The sequence below is a fragment of the Saccharothrix deserti genome (assembly GCF_009769385.1).
GTDB classification, from domain to species: Bacteria; Actinomycetota; Actinomycetes; order Mycobacteriales; family Pseudonocardiaceae; genus Actinosynnema; species Actinosynnema deserti.
Genome location: NZ_ML775960.1, coordinates 438,961 through 459,725 on the forward strand (window position 1 = coordinate 438,961; position 20,765 = coordinate 459,725).

The 20,765-nt window shown below is 71.8% G+C and carries 19 protein-coding genes and 1 riboswitch; of the genes, 5 read left to right on the top strand and 14 right to left on the bottom strand.

The genetic code is table 11. The features are described from left to right. Positions 1-62 precede the first annotated feature (62 nt). A riboswitch (SAM riboswitch) is annotated at positions 63-187 on the top strand. Positions 188-198: 11 nt separating this feature from the next. Further along, positions 199-1,461, top strand: coding sequence for a threonine synthase (gene thrC / locus FM051_RS04340; RefSeq protein WP_158840826.1), 1,263 nt, complete (start codon positions 199-201; stop codon positions 1,459-1,461). A gap of 50 nt (positions 1,462-1,511) precedes the next feature. Here thrC and FM051_RS04345 read toward each other — a convergent pair whose 3' ends face one another. From FM051_RS04345 to FM051_RS04400, 12 genes are all read right to left on the bottom strand, one after another. Continuing rightward, positions 1,512-4,295, bottom strand: coding sequence for a DNA internalization-related competence protein ComEC/Rec2 (locus tag FM051_RS04345; RefSeq protein ID WP_338019450.1), 2,784 nt, complete (start codon positions 4,293-4,295; stop codon positions 1,512-1,514). A gap of 407 nt (positions 4,296-4,702) precedes the next feature. Next, a complete protein-coding gene (locus FM051_RS04350) occupies positions 4,703-5,428 on the bottom strand; it encodes a ComEA family DNA-binding protein (RefSeq protein WP_162470680.1) in 726 nt (241 codons plus the stop codon). An 86-nt stretch (positions 5,429-5,514) separates the two neighbouring features. Further along, positions 5,515-6,357 (bottom strand): DegV family protein, encoded by an 843-nt coding sequence (locus FM051_RS04355; RefSeq protein WP_158840828.1) that lies wholly within the window; start codon positions 6,355-6,357, stop codon positions 5,515-5,517. An 11-nt stretch (positions 6,358-6,368) separates the two neighbouring features. Next, complete coding sequence (octT, locus tag FM051_RS04360; RefSeq protein WP_238412121.1) at positions 6,369-7,100, bottom strand: diglucosylglycerate octanoyltransferase; 732 nt, start codon at positions 7,098-7,100, stop codon at positions 6,369-6,371. Beyond that, entirely contained in the window at positions 7,097-7,711 is a 615-nt protein-coding gene (locus FM051_RS04365) for a histidine phosphatase family protein (protein WP_158840832.1), read from the bottom strand. Before FM051_RS04365 ends, octT begins: the two co-directional genes overlap by 4 nt. Further along, positions 7,708-8,103 (bottom strand): ribosome silencing factor, encoded by a 396-nt coding sequence (gene rsfS, locus FM051_RS04370; protein WP_158840834.1) that lies wholly within the window; start codon positions 8,101-8,103, stop codon positions 7,708-7,710. Before rsfS ends, FM051_RS04365 begins: the two co-directional genes overlap by 4 nt. A 70-nt stretch (positions 8,104-8,173) precedes the next feature. Next, positions 8,174-8,767, bottom strand: coding sequence for a nicotinate-nucleotide adenylyltransferase (gene nadD, locus FM051_RS04375; protein ID WP_158840836.1), 594 nt, complete (start codon positions 8,765-8,767; stop codon positions 8,174-8,176). Between the two features lie 244 nt (positions 8,768-9,011). Next, positions 9,012-10,196 (bottom strand): cytochrome P450, encoded by a 1,185-nt coding sequence (locus FM051_RS04380; protein ID WP_158840838.1) that lies wholly within the window; start codon positions 10,194-10,196, stop codon positions 9,012-9,014. Between the two features lie 155 nt (positions 10,197-10,351). After that, positions 10,352-10,573: a ferredoxin gene (locus FM051_RS04385; protein WP_158840840.1), complete on the bottom strand. Its 222-nt coding sequence runs from the start codon at positions 10,571-10,573 to the stop codon at positions 10,352-10,354. A 4-nt stretch (positions 10,574-10,577) separates the two neighbouring features. Beyond that, entirely contained in the window at positions 10,578-11,762 is a 1,185-nt protein-coding gene (locus FM051_RS04390; protein ID WP_158840842.1) for a cytochrome P450, read from the bottom strand. A 58-nt stretch (positions 11,763-11,820) separates the two neighbouring features. After that, positions 11,821-12,381: a TetR/AcrR family transcriptional regulator gene (locus FM051_RS04395; protein WP_158840844.1), complete on the bottom strand. Its 561-nt coding sequence runs from the start codon at positions 12,379-12,381 to the stop codon at positions 11,821-11,823. After that, positions 12,378-13,643 (bottom strand): glutamate-5-semialdehyde dehydrogenase, encoded by a 1,266-nt coding sequence (locus FM051_RS04400; protein ID WP_158840846.1) that lies wholly within the window; start codon positions 13,641-13,643, stop codon positions 12,378-12,380. The genes FM051_RS04395 and FM051_RS04400 overlap by 4 nt, the downstream gene beginning before the upstream one ends. 153 nt (positions 13,644-13,796) lie before the next feature. On the opposite strand from FM051_RS04400, the gene FM051_RS04405 reads away from it, so the two are divergent. Genes FM051_RS04405 through FM051_RS04420 form a run of 4 tightly spaced genes read left to right on the top strand, consistent with a single transcriptional unit; the run spans position 13,797 to position 18,083 of the window. Further along, complete coding sequence (locus FM051_RS04405) at positions 13,797-15,875, top strand: RecQ family ATP-dependent DNA helicase (protein WP_158840848.1); 2,079 nt, start codon at positions 13,797-13,799, stop codon at positions 15,873-15,875. 38 nt (positions 15,876-15,913) lie between these two features. Beyond that, positions 15,914-16,471, top strand: a complete 558-nt coding sequence (locus FM051_RS04410; RefSeq protein WP_238412123.1) for a GNAT family N-acetyltransferase — start codon at positions 15,914-15,916, stop codon at positions 16,469-16,471. 60 nt (positions 16,472-16,531) lie between these two features. Then, a complete protein-coding gene (locus FM051_RS04415) occupies positions 16,532-17,809 on the top strand; it encodes an MFS transporter (RefSeq protein ID WP_158840850.1) in 1,278 nt (425 codons plus the stop codon). A 40-nt stretch (positions 17,810-17,849) separates the two neighbouring features. Then, a complete protein-coding gene (locus FM051_RS04420) occupies positions 17,850-18,083 on the top strand; it encodes an ABC transporter permease (RefSeq protein ID WP_158840852.1) in 234 nt (77 codons plus the stop codon). Positions 18,084-18,085: 2 nt separating this feature from the next. Here the strand turns inward: FM051_RS04420 and proB are convergent, their stop codons facing one another. Together proB and obgE are read right to left on the bottom strand one after the other, a co-directional pair. Further along, positions 18,086-19,216, bottom strand: a complete 1,131-nt coding sequence (proB, locus tag FM051_RS04425; protein WP_158840854.1) for a glutamate 5-kinase — start codon at positions 19,214-19,216, stop codon at positions 18,086-18,088. After that, the gene (gene obgE, locus FM051_RS04430) at positions 19,213-20,706 is read right to left on the bottom strand and encodes a GTPase ObgE (RefSeq protein ID WP_158840856.1); all 1,494 of its coding nucleotides are present in this window, start codon (positions 20,704-20,706) and stop codon (positions 19,213-19,215) included. The genes proB and obgE overlap by 4 nt, the downstream gene beginning before the upstream one ends. Between the last annotated feature and the right edge of the window lie 59 nt (positions 20,707-20,765).

Sequence of the window (20,765 nt, forward strand, 5' to 3'; positions counted from 1 at the left end):
GTGGACGTCGCTGGCTGAGGGTCGGGATCGTGCCGTAGCTTGAAGCGACCACAACTGAATACCGCTCATCCAGAGGGGCAGAGGGATCGGCCCGAAGAAGCCCCGGCAACCCGTCGTTCAGCGCGCGTCCTCGTGCGCGGCGATCACGGTGCCAATTCCGACCCGCGACGCGCGGGAAAGATGAGGAGATACCTCGCGATGACTGCTGTCAGTGTGCCTTCGGCCTCCACCACCTTCGACCTCGGTCCCGCTCGGGCGCTGTCCTGTCGCGAGTGCGGGCACGAGACGCCGCTCGCCCCCGAATACGCCTGTCTGGAGTGTTTCGGGCCGCTGGAAGTGGCCTACGACTTCGGCCGGGTCCGTCGTGAGGACATCGAGGCCGGCCCCCGTTCGATCTGGCGCTACCGCGGCCTGCTCCCCGTGCCGTCCGACGTCGAGTCGCACCCCAACACCAACCCCGGCGGCACCCGCCTGGTCGAGGCCGACCGCCTGGCCAAGGCCCTGGGCGTGCGCAAGGTGTGGGTGAAGGACGACACCGGCAACCCCACCCACTCGTTCAAGGACCGGGTCGTCGGCGTCGCCCTGGCCGCCGCCCGCGAGCTGGGCTTCAAGGTCCTGGCCTGCCCGTCCACCGGCAACCTGGCCAACGCCGTGGCCGCCGCCGCGGCCCGCGCGGGCTGGCAGTCGGTGGTCCTGGTGCCGTCCAGCCTGGAGCAGGCCAAGATCCTCATGACGGCGGTCTACGGCGGCAACCTGATCACCGTCGACGGCAACTACGACGACGTGAACCGGCTGGCCCAGGAACTGGCCGCGGAGCACGAGGACTGGGCGTTCGTCAACGTCAACGTCCGCCCGTACTACGCGGAAGGTTCGAAGACCCTCGGCTACGAGGTCGCCGAACAACTCGGCTGGCGCCTGCCCGACCAGATCGTCGTGCCCATCGCATCCGGCTCCCAGCTGACCAAGGTGGACAAGGCGTTCCGCGAGCTGGGCACCCTGGGCCTGGTCGACGAGACCCCGTACCGGGTGTTCGGCGCCCAGGCGACCGGCTGCTCCCCCGTCTCGGCGGCGTTCAAGGCGGGTCTCGACGTCGTCACCCCGGTCCGCCCGGACACCATCGCGCGTTCACTCGCGATCGGCGCCCCCGCCGACGGCCCCTACGTGCTGGACGCCGTCCGCCGCACCAACGGCGCGATCGAGGACGTCACCGACGAAGAGGTCGTCGAGGGCATCCAGCTGCTGGCCCGAACCGAAGGCATCTTCGCCGAGACCGCCGGCGGCGTGACCGTCGCGACGGCGAAGAAGCTCATCGAATCCGGCCAACTCGACCCGGACGGCGAGACCGTCCTGCTGATCACCGGCGACGGCCTCAAGACCCTGGACGCCCTGGGCGGCCGAGTCGGTCCGAAGGCCAACGTCCCGCCGTCCGCGGAAGCCGTCCTGAAGGCTCTCCAGGACTGAGCCCGTCCGACCAGGGCCGGGGGCCGGGGAACCCGCCGGCCCGGCCCTGGTCAACCCGGCCGGGCCGGCCTCATAGAGCGATCCTCGACGTGCGCAGCCAGCCGGTTCGGGGGAAGGCCGCCAGTTCGGGCAGGACGTGTGGTCCGACCTGTTCCGTGACCACTCGCCAGGCGGTGAGCATCTGGGGCCACGGGCGTTTCGCCTTTTCCTGGTTGTAGCGCTCGACGTGCCACTCCTCCGGGGGTATGGCCAGGTCGTCGTCGAACAGGGCGTCGGCGACCAGGCGGTAGGCGGTGTCGGCGTTGGGCACCTGTGCCATGCGGATCACGCCGGTGGCGGTGGCCCTCGCGACGATGCCCCGTCCGCCGCCGGGCAGGTCCTCGCACACGTAGTAGGTGAAGGCGGGCCGCAGTTCGTCGCGTGGCCAGGGTTGGGCGGTGTAGCCGGGCTGCCACAGCGCCCACGCCACCGCCCTGCCGCCGTCTTGGCGCGCCCAGCCGGAGTGCAGTCGGATCCAGACGTCGTTCCTCATCGTTCTCCCCTTGTCCGTTGTCGGATGGGCCGCCCCTGCGGGCGATCCGCGGCCCGTCCGGGCCGGCCAGGACGGCGGTGTCGCCGTCCCGGTCTGTGCGCAGCACCAGCACGCCTCGGCTCGTCAAGGCGTCGACCAGCACCCCGCTGGGGTGGCCGTAGCGGTTGCCCGCGCCGACGCTCACCAGGGCGATCCGCGGCCGGACCGCCGCGAGGAACGCCGGTGACGAGTACCGCGAACCGTGGTGCGGCACCTTGAGCACGTCGGCCCGCAGGTCGACGTGCCCGCCGAGCAGGTCCGCCTGCCCGGCCAACTCGATATCGCCGGTCAACAACACCCGCCCTGCCGCGGTGACGGCCCGCAGCACCAGCGACGCGTCGTTGACCGCCGTGTTCGTCTCACCCGCCGGGTCCGTCCGGGGACCCAGCACGTCGAGCTCCAGCCCCGGCCAGCTCAGCCGCTGCCCGGCACCCAGTTCGACCACGCGGACGCCGGCCGTCCGCGCCTGTGCCCTCACCTCCTCCCACGCCCACTCCGGCTGTCGTGACGGCCCCACGGCCACCGCGCCCACACCCCGATCCGCCAGCACCGCGGCCAACCCGCCCACGTGGTCGGCGTGCAGGTGGCTGAGCACCACCAGCGGGATGCGCCGCACGCCCAACCGCCGCAGGCAGGACAGCACCGGCACCGGGTCCGGACCGGTGTCGACCAGCACTGCCCGGTCCCGCTCGGCGGTGGCCAGGACCACCGCGTCGCCTTGTCCGACATCGCAGGCCACTACCGACCAGTCGGCCGCGGGCCAACGGGGCGAGATGACACCCAGCGGCACGACCACCACCACCGCGCCGATGATGGCCGCCACGACCAGCGTCCGCAGCCGGCGAAGCCTGGTGACCGCGTAGCCGAGCACCAGGACCCCGGCCAGCAACACCCCACCCGCCCAGCCCTCGGGCCAGCCGACCGCCGCACCCGGCACCGCCGCCGCGTGCCTGCCGACGGTGATCAGCCAGCTCGCCGCCGGACCGGCCAGCTCGACGGCCAGCCGCGCCGTCGGCTCGTGCACCTGCGCCAGCACGGCGGCCAGCACGCCCAACACGGTGGCCGGCGCCACCACCGGCGCGACCAGCAGGTTCGCCAGCACCGCGACCAGGCTCACCTGGCCGGAGAGCCCCGCGACCAGCGGCGCGGTCGCCAGGTTCGCGGCCACCGGCACCGCCAGCGCCTCGGCGAAACCGACCGGGACGCCGCGCTCCTTCATCGCGGCGGCCCACCTCGGCGCGAGCAGCACCAGCGCCGCCGTGGCCACCACCGACAGCCCGAACCCCGGTTCGGTAGCCAACTCCGGGTCGTAGAGCACCAGGACCACCACCGCCGCCGCGAGCGCGGGCAACGCCGACCGCTCCCGTCCCAGCACCAGCGCGAGCAACGCCACCGCACCCATCACAGCGGCCCGCAGCACGCTCGGCTCCGGCCCGGCCAGCACCACGAACCCGACCAGCGCGGCCATCGCACCCACCGCGCAGCCTCGCGGACCGACGCGGAGCAGTCTCAGCAACAACAGGACCGCACCGCAGAGGATCGCCAAGTTCGCACCGCTGACCGCGAGGAGGTGCGCGAGACCCGCCGTGCGGAACTCCTCCACCACCCTGGGCGCCAGGCCCGAGGTGTCGCCGACGACCAGCGCGGGCAGCAGACCCGCCGGTTCCGGCTCCAGGGCGGTGCTCACGCTCCGCAGTCCGGCACGCAGGTCTTCGGCGACGCGTTGCCACACTGGCGCCTCCGTGACGTCCTGCGGAGGTCCGCGAACCCGCAGCACCGCGACCGTCAGCTCGCCGGCCCGTGGCGGGGCCAGCGTGCCTCGGGCCGTGACTCGTTGGCCGGGCAGCAAGTCCCGCCATCTGGCCGCTGGAGCCAGCACGGCGATCCGGCCGCCGTCATCGAGGGTCGCACGGACCAGCACCAGGTCGACCCCGCCCGCCCGCGAACCGAAGCCACTGGTGCGCAGGCCGTGCGGCCGGTCGTCGAGTTCGAAGTGGACGGTGGTGAGCGTGCCACGTTCAGCGGCTTCCCGCAGCGGGTGGTGGGCCGCACCGTGGACCTGGGCCCCGATCCAGCACGCCGCCACCGGAGCCGCGACGGCCACCGCCACCGCGGCCGGTCGCCACGGGCGCAGTGCCACGCCGCCGACAACCGCAGCTGCCAGGCCGACCGCCAACGCGGCCCACCACGTCCAGAGCAGCCCGGCGATCGCCGTGGCCCACACCGCCAGCGCGGCCGGGACCAGGTGTGCGCGGGGATTCATGACCCCACCCACCGGAATCTGGACAGGTTGACGACGTGTGAACGGTCGCCACGTGCGCCCCGAATGAGGCGGCGGAGCCGGATGAACCGGCGGGCGCGGTCCAGCAGTCGCCGGAGGCGATGGCGGCGAGGGCGGCGACCTGTGCGGTGGGTGCGCTCGATGTGGACGATGTGGAGTTGTCGGGCTGCCAGGACACGCTCGGGGATTTCGGTTCGTCGGGACGGGATGGCGGGCAGGCAGCGGTCCGAAGTGGACGGCGCTCGCAGGCACTGCGGTAGCCGTGGGCAGGCGGGGGTGTGTTCCTCAGGTGCGGCACGGGTTTCGACGCGGACTCGGGTCGGGTTGGCCAGGTGTGCACGGACGCGGGTGGGACGCATGGTGATCTCCGAGTGGTGGTGTCGAAGGCGTCAGAGGCGGACCAGCTCGCGCAGCTTGGCCAGCTTCGCGTCGCCGATCCCCTCGATCTCGCCCAGCTGTTCCAGGGAGGTGAACGGGCCGCGTTTCTGCCTCCGGTCGACGATTCGCTGCGCCGTCACCGGGCCCACGCCCGGCAGGGTGTCGAGTTGCTCCTTGGTCGCGGTGTTCAGGTCCAACGGCTCGGCTGCCGCACCGGCGGGCTGCGGTACGGGGATGCCCACGGCGATCTGCTCGCCGTCGGCGACCTTGCGGGCGAGGTTGAGCGCGGTCAGGTCGGCTCCCGCGTTGGCGCCGCCCGCCGCCTGGAGCGCGTCGGCCACCCTGGCGCCGCTGGGCACGGTCACCAGGCCGGGGGTGGGCACGAGGCCCACCACGTTGACGACCAGGTGCTCCTCGGTGCGGGTGACGGCAGCCGCCTCGGCCACCGGGAGGTCCGGTGGGGTCTCCGGCACCGGGCGCTGCCACCACAGGGCCAGCGCGACCGCCAGCGCCACACCGGCCATGACGCCCGCCAGCAGGACTCTGCGGCGGTGTGGCACGGCGGGCTCCGGCAGCCAGCGGTGCAACAGGCGGCGCAACGGGCCGGGCGGGTCCGAACCGCCGTCCGCCGAGACGAAGACCAGCTTTTCGGCGTCCGGCGCGCGGTGTCTGCCCCGCTCCTGGGAGACGAGGGCCTTCAGGCGGGCTGTCGTGGTTTCCGGGTTCTTGTCGAACATGCGGTCGACGTTAGGCCGGGTGGAGCAGCGGGCGGGGAGGTTGCCGGCGATCTGTGGACAACTCCGCCAGTGATGGATAAAGCGGGCTAGGACACCCCGCCGGGCAGGACCACCACACCCAGCACACCGGGACCCGTGTGGGCGCCGATCACCGCTCCGACCTCGGAAATCAGGCAGCCGGTCGAGCCGGGGACGCGTTCGTCCAGCAGAGTCGCGAGTTCCGCCGCGCGTTCCGGCGCGGCCAAGTGGTGGACAGCCAGACCGACCGGCCCCGAACCCGCCGCCGACGCGGCCAGGTCCACCAGACGGCCGATCGCCCGGCTCAGCGTGCGCACCTTCTCCAGCGGCACGATCCGACCGTCGTCGACGTGCAGTATCGGCTTCACCGCCAGCGCGGTGCCCACCAGAGCGGCCGCGGCGCCGATGCGGCCGCCACGGCGCAGGTGGTCGAGCGTTTCCACGCAGAAGAACATCTTGACGCGGGAAGCGGCGGCAGCGGCCGCCTCCTCCGCGAACGCCCCGTCACCATCGGCGGCACACGCGGCCAGCGCGGCGAACCCCAGGCCCATGCCCGTGGCCCGCGAGTCGACCACCCGGACGCGGGTCGGATCGACCTCCTCCGCGGCCAACCGCGCGGCCTCCCACGTGCCCGAGAGCTCACGGGACAGGTGCACGGACACGATCGCCTCGGCGCCCTCGGCCAGCACCGACCGGTACACCTCGGCCAACTCGCCCGGCGTGGGCCGGGACGTGGTCACGCGGCGGTGCTCGCCCAACGCCGCCGCCAGCTCCGCCGGTCCGAAGTCGACACCGTCCAACTTGCTGCGACCGTCCACAGCCACGTGCAGCGGCACGACGCGGATGCCGTGCCGCTCGGCGAACCCCTCGGGCAGGTACGCCGTGGAGTCGGTGACGATCGTGGTGGACACGAGTGCCGAGACTACGGCTCCGCCGTACCCGAGTGGCTGACCGCCACGGACCTGATCAGTCCCGCCATCGCGTTCCCGACCAGCTCGTGGCCTTCCCAGCCCCAGTGCATACCGTCCGGGTTGCCGAGCCGTGACCGAACGTGCTCACCGACCAACGGCGGCACGTCCAGCAGCGGCACGTCCGCACCGGCAGCCCACCCGCGCAGCGCGCGCTCCGCCGCCGCACGTCCACTGTGCACACCGGCATAAGCCGGTGAACGGTGCACCGAAGGCGTCATCCCGACCACCCTGATCCCCGGCTCAAGAGCACGCACAGCGCGCACCGAGTCGTCCATGTACCGCACGGTCAGGTGCGGCGGCAACGCGACCGGATACCCGCCGAGCAGCCGCGACAGCACCGGCTGCGCCGCCCGGTACCCGGCCCTCGCCCGACGCCGCAGCCGGTCCGGCCGCAGGTACCGCAGCCCCTGCCGCAGGAACGTCGGCAACGGCGACGGCAGCGTGTCCATGTGCCCCACCGCCAGCACCAACACGTCCGTGCGCGGCAACAACGACCACACCCGAGGGTCCCCGGTCAACGACCACCAGGCGTCACGGGCCGTCCAGCCGAACCCCGCCGCCAGCTCCGCGTGCCCGCCCAACGCCGCCGCCGCCACGTTCGGCCACAACCGCGGGTGATCGGCGGGCAGAGGACCCTGCGGACCGTGGAACGTCAGCGAATCGCCGAGGACGAGCAGCCTCACCGGGTGGTTCCGGCGTTGTACGAGGACAGCCGCCACCGGCCGTCACCGTGCGGCCGGCGGGTGAACACCGTCCAGTGGCAGTTGCCGATCCCGCCCAGCAGCGCCCAGCGGTCGACCGGCAACTCCAGCAACCGCCCGGTCAACGCGCTGATCAGGCCGCCGTGCGCGCACAGCATCACCGTCCCGGAGAACTCCGCGTCCACCTCGTCCACCACGGCCAGAGCGCGCTCGGCGACCTCGACGCGCCGCTCGCCGTCCGGCGGCGCCAGGGTGCCGTCCGCCCGCCAGCGGTCCAGCGCGCCCGGCCACTCCACCTCGATCTCGGCCGTCGTCATCCCCTGCCACTTGCCCAGGTGCGTCTCGCGCAGCCGTTCGTCGATGCGCAGCTCGACGCCGGTCGCGTCGGTGAACACCGTCGCGGTGTCCCGGGCCCGGTGCAGGTCGGACGCGACCACCAGCTCGGGTGTGAACCCGGCGAGCACCGGCACCGCGAACCGCGCCTGGTTCCACCCCGTCTCGGTCAACGCCGAGTCGAGGTGGCCCTGCATGCGGCCGGTCGCGTTGTAGTCGGTCTCACCGTGCCGCCACAGCACGAGCCGGTTCAGGGTCATGCCTCGGCGACCTCGTCGGCCTCATCGGTCGCCGGCCGGGCGTCGAACTCGATCCGCGGGCAGTCCTTCCACAGCCGCTCCAAGCCGTAGAAGCTGCGCTCCTCGGCGTGCTGGACGTGCACCACCAGGTCCACGAAGTCGAGCAGGACCCAGCGACCCTCGCGCGCGCCTTCACGGCGGACCGGCTTGCGACCGGCCTCGCGCAACTTCTCTTCAACGTTGTCCACGATCGCGCCGACCTGCCGCTCGTTGGCGGCGGAGGCGATCACGAACACGTCGGTGATCACCAGTTGGTCGGAAACATCGAGCACGATCACGTCGTGCGCTTTCTTGTCGGCTGCCGCGTCAGCGGCGACCAGCGCCAACCGTCGTGCCTCGTCGGTGGCTGCCACGTCACTCCTCAATCACACCGGCGGACGCCTATACGCCCGCACGAGTCAATGAGGGTACCGGCGTCCCGGCTCAGTCCGGCATCGAGTAAAGCCCGCGCTTGGAGATGTACTGAACGACACCATCCGGCACGAGGTACCAGACCGGCAGTCCGGCGGCCGTCCGGGCCCGCACGGCGGTGGACGAGATGGCCATCGCGGGCACCTCCACCAGCGACACCGCGCCGGGCGGCAGGTGGGTGTCGTCCAGCTCGTAGCCCGGTCTTGTGACGCCGATGAAGTGCGCGAGGCCGAACACGTCGTCCGCCCGCCGCCACGACAGGATCTGCTCCAACGCGTCCGCGCCGGTGATGAAGAACAGGTCCGCGTCACCGTGCGCCACCTTGAGGTCGGTGAGCGTGTCGATCGTGTACGTGGGCCCGGCCCGGTCGATGTCGACCCGGCTGACCGAGAACCGCGGGTTGGAGGCGGTGGCGATGACCGTCATCAGGTACCGGTCCTCGGCGGGGCTGACCTCGCGTTCGGTCTTCTGCCAGGGCTGACCGGTCGGCACGAAGACGACCTCGTCCAGGTCGAAGCGGGCCTGGACCTCGCTGGCCGCGACCAGGTGGCCGTGGTGCACCGGGTCGAAAGTGCCACCCATGACGCCGATCCGCCGCTTGGACATGGGGTGTGAGCCTAGTTCGGGTGGTGCGCGGACGGCCCGTCGCTCCCCGAAAGGCCGCCCGCGCACTCGACTCCCGGACGCGGCCCAGGGGGAGGAGGTCGCATCCGCGGATCACGCGCCCCCCGAATGGAGCCGCGCGACAGTGAAACGTGGCCCTGACGCCGCCATGACGTGATCGGATGAACTTTTTTCGCCAGGGTTGTGCCGCCTGTCGCGCGAGCCGGCGCGCGAACCAGTGCGGGGGCTACCACCGCACCGGCAGGCGTTCGGGGCCTCGCACCAGCCGGCCCTTCTTGAACACCACCTCACCGGACAACTCCAGGCCCGGGAACCTCCTGAGCAGGGTGGAGATGGACACCTGCAACTCCATCCGGGCCAACGGCGCGCCGATGCAGTGGTGCACGCCGTGGCCGAACGCGAAGTGCGGGTTGTGCGCGCGGTGGAAGTCCAGCTCGTGCGGGTTGGCGAACACGGCGGGGTCGCGGTTGACGACCAGCCCGTCCACGAACACCGCCTCACCTGCGCGGATCGTCACACCGGACAGCTCGACGTCGGCGGTGGCGATCCGGGGGAACCCCGGCGACCCGGAGAGCTTGGTGACCCGCAGCAGCTCCTCCACGGCGGCCGGCACCAGCGACGGGTCGGCGTGCAGTTCGGCCAGCCGGTCCGGGTGGGTCAGCAGCTGGTACACGAAGTTGCTGATCTCGCTGCCGGTCGTCTCGTGACCGGCGATGAGCAGCGTCACGCCGAACGACACCAGCTCCTCCTCGGTGAGCCGGTCCTCGTTGTCGTGCGCGTGCACCAGCACGGTGAGCATGTCGTCGGCCGGGTTCTCGCGCTTCTCCTCGACCAGGTCACGGATGTAGGCGCGCAGCGACGCGGCCGCCGCCTCGATCTCCGGCACGGTGAACGCGGTGATCGCCACCGCCGCGTCCGACCACTCGCGGAACTTGGCCCGGTCCAGTGCTGGCACGCCCAGCATCTCGCTGATGAGCGTGATCGCCACCGGCATGGCCAGCGCGTCGACCAGGTCGGCGGGCGGTCCCTGCGCCTGCACCTCGTCCAGCAGGTCGTCCACGATCTGCTGGGCCCGCTCGCGCAGCTGCTCGGTGCGGCGGGCGGTGAACGCCTTGGCCAGGATCCGGCGCAGCCGGGTGTGCTCCGGCGGGTCCATGCTCAGGATGGTGCTGATCCGCGGCACCTCGGGCATGGTCCGCGGCGGGTCGTAGCCCGCGTCCATCACCGGCGCGCGGCTGAACCTCGGGTCCGCCAGCACGATCTTGGCGTCGGCGTACCGGGTGGCCAGCCAGGCCTCGCGGCCGTACGGCAGGCGCACCCGGGCGACCGGTTCGTCCCGTTGGAGTTCCAGGTAGGTCTCGTTGACGACGAGGTCGTCGGGTTCGGGGAACGGGTAGGACCTGGGCTCCATCGCGAACCCCCATGTAAGTGATCACTTACACCCGACGGTAGGCAGGCCGTCACGCACCGTCAATCGCATCGGTGCGTGCTCCGCGACACCGCTACGGCTTTGGCCGGCGGCACTGCGGAGCCCGCTCCCCCACGTGGTCGGGCCGAGTGCTCCCGCTAGACCTGCGGCGCGAGCACGGTGCCGTCGGCCGACCGGACCAGGATGGCCTCCATCGGGCACGACTCGGCGGCGTCGACCACCGCCTCGTCCTCGTCGACGGTCTCGTTGACCGGCGTCGACGTGCCGCCTTCGAGGCGGAAGTGGTCCGGCGCGGTCGCCGTGCACATGCCGGTGCCGATGCAGGTGCCCCGGTCCAGCTCGATCGTCCACTTGCTCATCGCGTTACCACCTCACCGAAAGGGCCTGCGGACCACGGATCAGTCTGCCCTTCTTGAAGGTGACGTCACCGTCCAGTCGGAGCAATGGGAACCGCTTCAGCAGGGTGCCGATGGCGACCTGCAACTCCATCCGCGCCAGCGGTGCGCCGATGCAGTGGTGCGCGCCGTGGCCGAACATGATGTGCGGGTTGTGCTCGCGGTGGAAGTCCAGCTCGTTCGGGTTCTCGAACACCGACGGGTCGCGGTTGGCCGCGACGTTGTTGACGAACACCGCGTCACCGGGCTTGATCGTCACGCCGGACAGCTCGACCTCCGCCGTCGCGATCCGGGGGAAGCCCGCGGAACCACCCAGTGGTGTGATCCGCAGCAGCTCCTCGATCGCGGCGGGCACCAGCGACGGGTCGGCGCGCAACTCGCCGAGCCGGTCGGGGTTGCGCAGCAGCTGGTAGACGAAGTTGCCGATCTGGTTCGCGGTGGTCTCGTGGCCCGCGACCAGCAGCGCCACCCCGAACGACTCCAGCTCCTGCGTGCTCAGCCGGTCCTCGTTGTCGTGCGCCGCGACCAGCACGGACAGCATGTCGTCGGCGGGCTCGGCGCGCTTGCGCTCGACCAACCCGCCGATGTAGGCGCGCAGCGACTCGTTGGCCGCGATGATCTCCTCGGGCGTGAACGCGGTGATCGCCACCGCCGCCTCCGACCAGGCGCGGAACTTGCCCCGGTCCTCGTACGGCACGCCCAGCATCTCGCAGATGATCGTGATGGGCAGCGGCATGGCCAGCGCCTCGACCAGGTCGGCGGGCGGGCCCTGCGCCTCCATCTCGTCCAGCAGGCCGTCCACGATCTCCTGGGCGCGCTCGCGCAGCTGCTCGGTGCGCCGCGCGGTGAACGCCTTCGCGACCAGCCTGCGCAGCCGCGTGTGGTCCGGCGGGTCCATGCTCAGGATGTTCGACTCGGTCGGCATGGTCGGCAGGGTGCGCGGCACGTCGGCGCCCGGCTCCATCACCGCCGCGCGGCTGAACCTCGGGTCGGCGAGCACGGTCTTGACGTCCTCGTAGCGGGTGGCCAGCCACCCGTCGCCGCCGAAGGGCAGCCGGACCCTGGCCACCGGCTCGTCCCGTTGCAGCTCGAGGTAGGCGGGGTGGAGCTCGAGGTCGTCGAGCTCGGTGAACGGGTAGGACCTGATCTCCATCGGTACCCCCATGTAAGCAGTTGCTTACATCCGACAGTAGGCAGATCGCTACCGACCGTCAACCGGGTTCGGTGTGCTCCAGCAACACCGAGGCGGCCTTGGTCACCAGAGCCGCCACCTCGGCGCGGTCCGCGCCCGCGAGGGGCTCTTTGCCGAACATGGTGCGCAGCACACCGATGCCCACGATCCACGCCAGCACGAGGTCCGCGCGCAGTTGTGCGTCGTCGGCGTCCGTAAGGGACGCCAGAGCACGCGCGTACTCCTCCCCCAGTTGCCGCCGGACGAGATCGGCCGCCGAGTCGTGGTGCGAGGACCGCAGCACCGCGTACAACGGGTGGTCCTCGCGCCTCGGCTTCTCCTCCAGCATCCGCAGCAGCACGTTGCGCAGCAGGTGCTCGGCGGGCGAGTCCTCCAGCAGCTCACGGCTCTGCGTGGTCAGCACGGTCGCGAACAGAGCGTCCTTGCTGCCGAAATAGCGGAACAGCAGGGCCTGGTTCACGCCCGCCAGGTTCGCGATGTCCCGCACCGTGGTGCGGTCGAACCCGCGTTCACCGAACAGCTTCGTGGCGGCGTCCAGCAACGCCGCCTTGGTCGCGGCGGCGTCCCGGGGCCTGCTCACGACGTCGACCGGACGTGCCCCTCGCCCCAGACCACCCACTTGGACGAGGTCAGCTCGGCCAGCCCCATCGGGCCGCGGGCGTGCAGCTTCTGGGTGGAGATGCCGATCTCCGCGCCCATGCCGAACTCGCCGCCGTCGGTGAACGCGGTGGACGCGTTGACCATGACCGCCGCCGCGTCGACCCTCGTGGTGAACCGGCGGGCCGCGGCGAGATCGCTGGTCACGATCGCCTCGGTGTGACCGGAGCCGTGCTCGGCGATGTGCTCGATGGCCTCGTCGATCGAGCCGACCACGCGGGCGGCGATGTCCAGGGACTGGTACTCGGTGTCCCAGTCCTCGTCCGTCGCGGTCCGCACCCTGGGGTCGCTCGCGAACCGGTCGTCGCCGTGGATGGTGACGTTCTGCGCGATGAGGGCGTCGGTGACGCGGGGCACGAACTCGTCCGCGATGGCCGCGTGCACCAGCAGCGACTCGGCCGAGTTGCACACGCTGACGCGGCGGGTCTTGGAGTTGAGCACGATGCGCTGCGCCATGTCGAGGTCCGCGCTCGCGTCCACGTACACGTGCACGTTGCCCACGCCGGTCTCGATGGTCGGCACGGTGGCCTGCTGCACGACGGCGTTGATCAGGCCGGCACCGCCGCGCGGGATCACCAGGTCGACGAGGCCTCGCGCGGTGATCAGGTGGGTGACGGAGGCGCGGTCGTGGCACGGCAGCAACTGCACGGAGTCGGCGGGCAGACCGACGGTCTCCAGCGCGTCGCGCAGGATGGCGACCAGCGCGGTGTTCGAGTGGTCGGCGGAGGACGAGCCGCGCAGCAGTGCCGCGTTGCCGGACTTCAACGCCAGGCCGGCCGCGTCCACGGTGACGTTCGGGCGGGCTTCGTAGACCATGCCGACCACGCCCATCGGAACGCGGACCTGCTTCAGCTCCAGGCCGTTCGGCAGGATCGAGCCGCGCAGCACCTCGCCGATCGGGTCCGCGAGGCCGGCCACCGTCTCCAGGCCCTGGGCCACGCCCTCGATGCGCGCCTCGGTCAGCGCGAGGCGGTCCAGCAGGCCCTGCCCCATTCCGGCGGCCCGGCCCGCTTCGAGGTCCTTGGCGTTGGCCTCCAGCACCTCGGCGGCGCGGGTGCGCAGCGCGGCGGCCATCTCGTGCAGTGCGGCGTCCTTGCTCTCACGGGTGGCGAGGACGAGCTCGTTGGCGGCGACACGGGCGCGCCGAGCCGCGGCGTGCACCTGTTCGCGCAGGTCATCAGTCACGTCGTCCAGCCTACGGTCACCCGGTGGTGGATGTCTTCGAGGTTCCCACTGGGCTGGATGCGCCGAAGCCGCGGTATCGATCGAGTGAATGGACGCGGGAGCCGTGCGGGACCGGGCCTCGGATTGTCGGGGCTGTCTGCCATGGTGTGGCGCATGGACGAGGGTGCGCTCCGCGAACTGGCCGAGGAACGGCTGAGGGCTTTGGCAGGTCCTCAGGCCGTCCTGCGGGACGACCAGTGGACGGCCATCCACGCGCTGGTGTCCCAACGGCGGCGGGCGCTGGTGGTGCAGCGCACGGGGTGGGGCAAGTCCGCCGTGTACTTCATCGCCACGGCGTTGCTGCGGTCCCTGGGCGAGGGTCCGACGGTGATCGTGTCGCCGTTGCTGGCGTTGATGCGCAACCAGGTCGACGCGGCCGCGCGGGCGGGCGTGCACGCGGCGACGATCAACTCGGCCAACACCGACGAGTGGCAGGACGTGCAGGACCGGGTGGCGTCCGGTGATGTCGACGTGCTGCTGGTGTCGCCGGAGAGGCTGAACAACCCGGACTTCCGGGACACGGTGCTGCCGTCGTTGACCGCGTCGGCGGGGCTGCTGGTGGTGGACGAGGCGCACTGCATCTCCGACTGGGGCCACGACTTCCGGCCGGACTACCGGCGGCTGCGGACGTTGCTGACCGAGCTGCCGGCCGGTGTGCCGGTGCTCGCCACCACGGCCACGGCCAACGACCGGGTGGTGCGGGACGTGGCCGACCAGCTCGGGTTGGGCGCGGGCACGGACACGCTGGTGCTGCGCGGGCCGCTGGACCGGGAGAGCCTGCGGCTGTCTGCGGTGCGGCTGCCCACCGCCGAGGCCAGGCTGGGGTGGCTGGCCGAACGGCTGGAGCAGCTGCCGGGCTCCGGGATCATCTACACGCTGACGGTGGCCTCGGCCGACGACGTGGCGGCGTTCCTGCGGGAACGCGGGTACGAGGTGACGGCGTACTCGGGGCGCACCGACCCGGCGGAGCGCCAGCGCGCCGAGGAGGACCTGTTGGCGAACCGGGTCAAGGCGCTGGTGGCGACGTCGGCGCTGGGCATGGGGTTCGACAAGCCGGACCTGGGGTTCGTGGTGCACCTGGGCGCGCCGCCCTCCCCCATCGCCTACTACCAGCAGATCGGCCGCGCGGGTCGCGGGGTGGAGCGGGCCGAGGTGCTGTTGCTGCCCGGCCCGGAGGACAAGGACATCTGGGCGTACTTCGCGTCGCTGGCGTTCCCGCCGGAACGGGTGGTGCGGCAGGTGCTCGACGCGTTGCCGTCGGACCGGGCGATGTCGACGGCCGCGTTGGAGCCGCTGGTGGAGTTGTCGCGCACCAGGCTCGAAGTGGTGCTGAAGGTGCTCGACGTGGACGGCGCCGTGCGGCGGGTGCGCGGCGGGTGGGTGTCGACGGGGCAGCCGTGGTCCTACGACGCCGAGCGGTACGAGCGGATCGAGGCGGCGCGGCAGGTGGAGCGGCAGGCGGTGCTGGACTACCTGGCGACCGACGGCTGCCGGATGGAGTTCCTGTTGCGGCAGTTGGACGACCCGCACGCGGCGCCGTGCGGTCGGTGCGACAACTGCACGGGGCAGCGGCCGTCGGCGGAGGTGTCGGACGTGGCGGCGTCGGCGGCGCGGGAACGGCTGCTGCGGCCCGGTGTCGAGGTGGAGCCGCGCAAGATGTGGCCGACGGGGATGGCGGCGGCCGGGGTGTCGTTGTCCGGGAAGATCCCGGCGGGTGAGAGCGCGACGACGGGGCGGGCGTTGGGGCGGTTGACCGATATCGGCTGGGGCAACCGGTTGCGGTCGCTGTTCGGTGCGGACGACCGGGAGATCCCGGAGGACGTGTTCGCCGCGTGCGTGAAGGTGCTGGCCGCGTGGGGTTGGGCGGAGCGGCCGGTGGGTGTGGTGACGGTCGGGTCGCGGACCAGGCCGGCGTTGGTGGGCAGCTTCGGGCAGCGGATCTCGGCGGTCGGGCGGCTACCGCTGCTCGGGCAGGTGTGGTTGGGCGAGTCGACGCACCGGGCGAACAGCGCGCAGCGGCTGGCGGGGCTGGTGCGGGAGACCGACGTTCCAGATCTGTCCACTGTGGACGGACCGGTGTTGTTGGTGGACGACCAGGTCGACACCGGGTGGACGATGACGGTGGCCGCCCGGCTGTTGCGGCGGGCCGGTGCGTCGGCGGTGCTGCCGTTCGCGTTGGCGGTGACGGCATGAGATCCAGAGCGCGAGGCCCAGAGCGTGAGATCCGGAGCGTGAGCGGCGACATGAGGCTGACGACGGAACGGTTGGTGCTGCGGCCTTTCACGGCGGCCGATGCGCCGGCGTTCGCCGCGTACCGGTCGGACCCGGACGTGGCGAGGTACCAGGGGTGGGAAGCGCCGTTCTCCTTGGCGGACGCCGAGGAATTCGTGCGGGAGGTCGGCCCGGCGGACCCGACCGCGGCGGGGTGGTACCAGTTCGCGGTCGAGGCGGACGGGGTGCTCGTCGGCGATGTCGGGGTCGGCCTGCACCTGAACCTGATGCAGGCCGACATCGGGTACACGTTGGCGACCGCGTACCAGGGGCGCGGGTACGCGACGGAGGCCGTGCGACGGGTGCTGGCGCACCTGTTCGAGGAACGCGGGTTGCACCGGGTGTCCGCCGAGTGCGACGCCCGCAACGAAAGGTCGGCGCGACTGCTGGCCAGGCTCGGGTTCCGGCAGGAGGGACACCGGGTGCGGAACACGTGGATGAAGGGAGAGTGGACGGACGACCTGCTGTTCGGCTTGCTCGCCACCGAGTGGCCGGCCGCGGCTGATCACGGGAGGTGAGCGCGACGGGGTTCGGTGAAGGATCTACCGACTTCGGCGGCTTTGTGGTTGTGTCCACCCATGGCCGCCGTGGAGACCGAGTCCGAGACCCCGCACCGCCTGCCTGTCCGCAAGCTCGTCGCGGCGAGCATCGGCAACGCCATCGAGTGGTACGACTGGACGATCTACGCGACGTTCAGCATCTACTTCGCCACCCAGGTCTTCCCCAAGGACAACCCCAGACTCGCGCTGATCAACACGCTCGCGGCGTACGCGATCGCGTTCTTCTTCCGGCCGTTGGGCGGGTACCTGCTCGGTCGGTTCGCCGACCTGCGCGGGCGGCGGACGGCGATGCTGTTGACCATCATCCTGATGGCCGGCGGTTCGGTCGCCATCGGACTGCTGCCCACCTACGCGCAGGTCGGGTGGCTGGCGCCCATCCTGTTGCTGCTCGCCCGCGTCGCACAGGGTCTCTCGCTGGGCGGTGAGGTGTCCAACGCCTCGGCGTACCTGGCGGAGATCGCGCCGCCGGAGCGTCGCGGGCGGTACTCGGCGTTCTTCTACATCTCCACCGGCGTCTCGGTGCTGGTGGCGTCGCTGCTCGGGTTCGTGCTGGCCCGCACGCTCGACGCCGCGCAGCTGTCGTCCTACGGCTGGCGCATCCCGTTCCTGGTCGGCGGTGTGCTGGGGCTGGTGGGCCTGTGGTTGCGGCGCAGCCTGGAGGAGACCGAGCAGTTCGAGCAGAACAAGGCCAAGGCGCAGCAGCTCAAGCGCCCACTGCTGACGACCCTGCGCGACCACCCCAAGGCGGTCGGGCGGCTCGTCGGCTTCACCATGCTGTCGACGCTCTGCTACTACACCTTCTTCAGCGCGCTGACCCCGTTCGCGGTGTCCAAGCGCGGCGCGGACGCGGTGGACGTGTTCCTCGCCCTGTCGATCGCGACGGTCCTGTTCATCGCCCTGCAGTACCCGATGGGCGCGCTGTCGGACCGGTTCGGCCGCAAACCGCAGCTGCTCGCCTGGTCGGCCGCGACGGCGCTGCTCGTCGTGCCGCTGTCCACGCTGATCGGGCCGGGCGTCGGCAACCTGCTCGTGGTGTTCTGCGTCGGCCTCGGCCTCTACACGGCCATGACGTCCATCGCGCCCGCCGTGATGAGCGAGCTGTTCCCGACCGAGCTGCGCGCCCTGGGCATCGGCTCCTGGTACAACCTGACCGTGGCGCTGTTCGGCGGCACCGCGCCGTTGGTGATCCAGGCGTTGCCGGGCACGACGTTCTTCGTCTACGTCGCGATCGGCGCCGTCATCGCGTTCTTCGTGATCCTCGCGATGCCCGAGACCAAGGCCAAACAGCTGCACTGAGGCTTCAGCCCGCGCACAGCATCCGTTCCTGCAGCCGGCGGTGTGGCTGCAGGAACGGGATCGGGCGACGCTGCTGGTCGTCGATGACGAGGAGCCGTTGGCGGACATGCTCGTCGACGCGGTGACGGAGCGGACCCGCGAGACCGGCCTGCGCCGTGCGTCGACGGCGACACTGGCGGTTGCCGTCTCGGTCGGCATCGGCGTGCTGTTCGGGCTGCTCCCGGCGATCCGCGCGGCGCGGATGGCCCCGTCGATGGCGCTGCGCCACGAGTGAGGTCAGGACCGCAACGGCACCAGGTCGTCGGCGTGCACGACCTCTCGTCGCTGTTCCGTCGGGAGGTCGTGGCTCGACCGGCCGATCAACGCGGGCAGTTCGGCGGCGTCGAAACCGACCACGCCGCGCGCCACCACGTGCCCGGACAGGTCCACCAGCTCGACCACGTCACCGGCCTCGAACGCGCCCTCCACGTCGGTGATGCCCGCCGCCAGCAACGACCGCCTGCGACCCACGACCGCCGCCACCGCGCCGTCGTCCAGCCACAGCTTGCCGGTCGCGTCGGCCGCGTGCCCGAGCCAGAAGCGGCGCGCGGACAGGCGGGGTCCGGTCACCGCGAACGCCGTGCCGACGTCCGCCGCGCTCAACGCCCGCGTCGCGTCCGCCGCGCCCGCCAGCAACACGGGGATGCCCGCCGAGGCCGCCAGCCGTGCCGCGGCCAGCTTGGACGCCATACCGCCGGTACCCAGCCCGGACGCGCCGACCGAACCCGCCCGCACACCGTCCACATCGGACGCCCCGGCCACTTCGGTGATGCGCTGCGCGCCCGGCAGGCGGGGATCGCCGTCGTACAACGCGTCGACGTCGGAGAGCAGGAACAACGCGTCCGCGCCCACCAGGTGCGCCACCAGGGCCGCCAGCCGGTCGTTGTCGCCGAACCGGATCTCCTCCGTGGCCACCGTGTCGTTCTCGTTCACCACCGGCACCGCGCCCAGCGCCAACAGCCGGGAGAACGTGCGCTGCGCGTTCCGGTAGTGCGAACGCCGCACCACGTCGTCCGCGGTCAGCAGCACCTGCCCGACGGTCAGCGCGTACCGCCCGAACGAGTTCGCGTACGCGTGCGCCAACGCCAACTGCCCGACGCTCGCCGCCGCCTGCTGCGTGGCCAGGTCACGGGGCCGCCGGGTGACACCCAACGGCGCCAGACCGGCCGCGATCGCGCCCGACGACACCAGCACCACCTGGCTGCCCGCCGCACGCCGCGCCGCGACCGCGTCCACCAGCGCGTCCAGCCGCGCCGGGTCCAGCCCGCCCGCGGCGGTGGTCAACGACGAGGACCCGACCTTCACCACGACCCGGGACGCCGCGGACACCGCCTGCCGGGCCTGCGACGCCGCCACCGAACCGATCACTCGTCGTCGTCCTCTTCGAACTCGTCGTCCGCCTTGAACTCGTCGTCCGCGTCGAACTCGTCGTACGTGCCGGGGATGCGGCGGGCCTTCTTCGCCGCGAGTCGCTCGGACGCGCCGACGCGGTTGTGCGCCTCCAGCCGCGGGTCCGTGCCGCGACCGGTCATGGTCATCGCGATGCCGGCGGGCGTCGTCGGCTCCCAGTCGAACACCAGGTCGCCGATGGTGACCTGGCAGCCCGGCTGGGCGCCCATCTTGACCAGCACTTCCTCGACGCCGAGGCGGTTGAGCCGGTCGGCCAGGTAGCCGACGGCCTCGTCGTTGTTGAAGTCGGTCTGCCGGATCCACCGCTCGGGCCGCTCGCCGCGCACGATGAAGCCGCCCTCGGTCTCCGGGTCCTCCACCACGGTGAAGCCCTGGTCGTCCACGGCCCTGGGCCGCAGCACGATCCGGGTCGACTCCTGCTTCGGCCGCGAAGCCCGGTACTCCTCCACCACGCGCGCCAGCGCGAACGTCAGCTCACGCAGGCCCTCGCGGGTGGCCGTGGACACCTCGAACACCGGCAGGCCACGCGCCTCGATGTCCGGGCGCACGATCTCCGCCAGGTCCTTCGCCTCCGGGATGTCGATCTTGTTCAGCACCACGACTCGCGGTCGTTCGGCCAGGTCGTCGGCCAGGGAGGGGGTGTACTTCGCCAGCTCCTCCTCCAGCGCGTCGATGTCCGACAGCGGGTCGCGGCCCGCCTCGTACGTCGCGCAGTCCACGACGTGCACCAGCACCGCGCACCGCTCGATGTGCCGCAGGAAGTCCAGGCCGAGGCCCTTGCCCTCGGACGCGCCGGGGATCAGACCGGGCACGTCGGCCATGGTGAAGATGGTCTCGCCGCCGGTGATCACACCCAGGTTCGGCACCAGCGTGGTGAACGGGTAGTCGGCGATCTTCGGCTTGGCCGCGGACAGCACCGAGATCAGCGACGACTTGCCCGCCGACGGGAAGCCCAGCAGGCCGACGTCCGCGACGGACTTCAACTCCAGCACGAGGTCGTGCTGCTCACCGGGTTCACCCAGCAGGGCGAAACCGGGCGCCTTGCGCGCCTTGGACGCCAGCGAGGCGTTGCCGAGACCGCCGCGACCGCCCTGGGCCGCGATCAGCCGGGTGCCCTCGCCGACGAGGTCCGCGACAACTTCACCCTCGGGGCTGAGGACCACGGTGCCGTCGGGGACGCGCAGTTCGAGGTCCGCGCCGTTCGCGCCGTCGCGGTTGCCGCCCTGACCGCCCTTGCCGCTGCCGGCGGCGGCGTTCGGGCGGAAGTGGAAGTCGAGGAGCGTGTGGACCTGCGAGTCGACGACCAGCACGACGTCGCCGCCCTTGCCGCCGTTGCCGCCGTCCGGACCACCCAGCGGCTTGAACTTCTCGCGATGCACGGAGGCGACCCCGTTGCCCCCGTCACCTGCGGCGACGTGGATGACGACCCGGTCGACGAAGCGGGACACGGGGATTTCCTTTCCAAAGAAGCAACGAGGGGCGAGAGCCGGAATGCACCGGTCCCGCC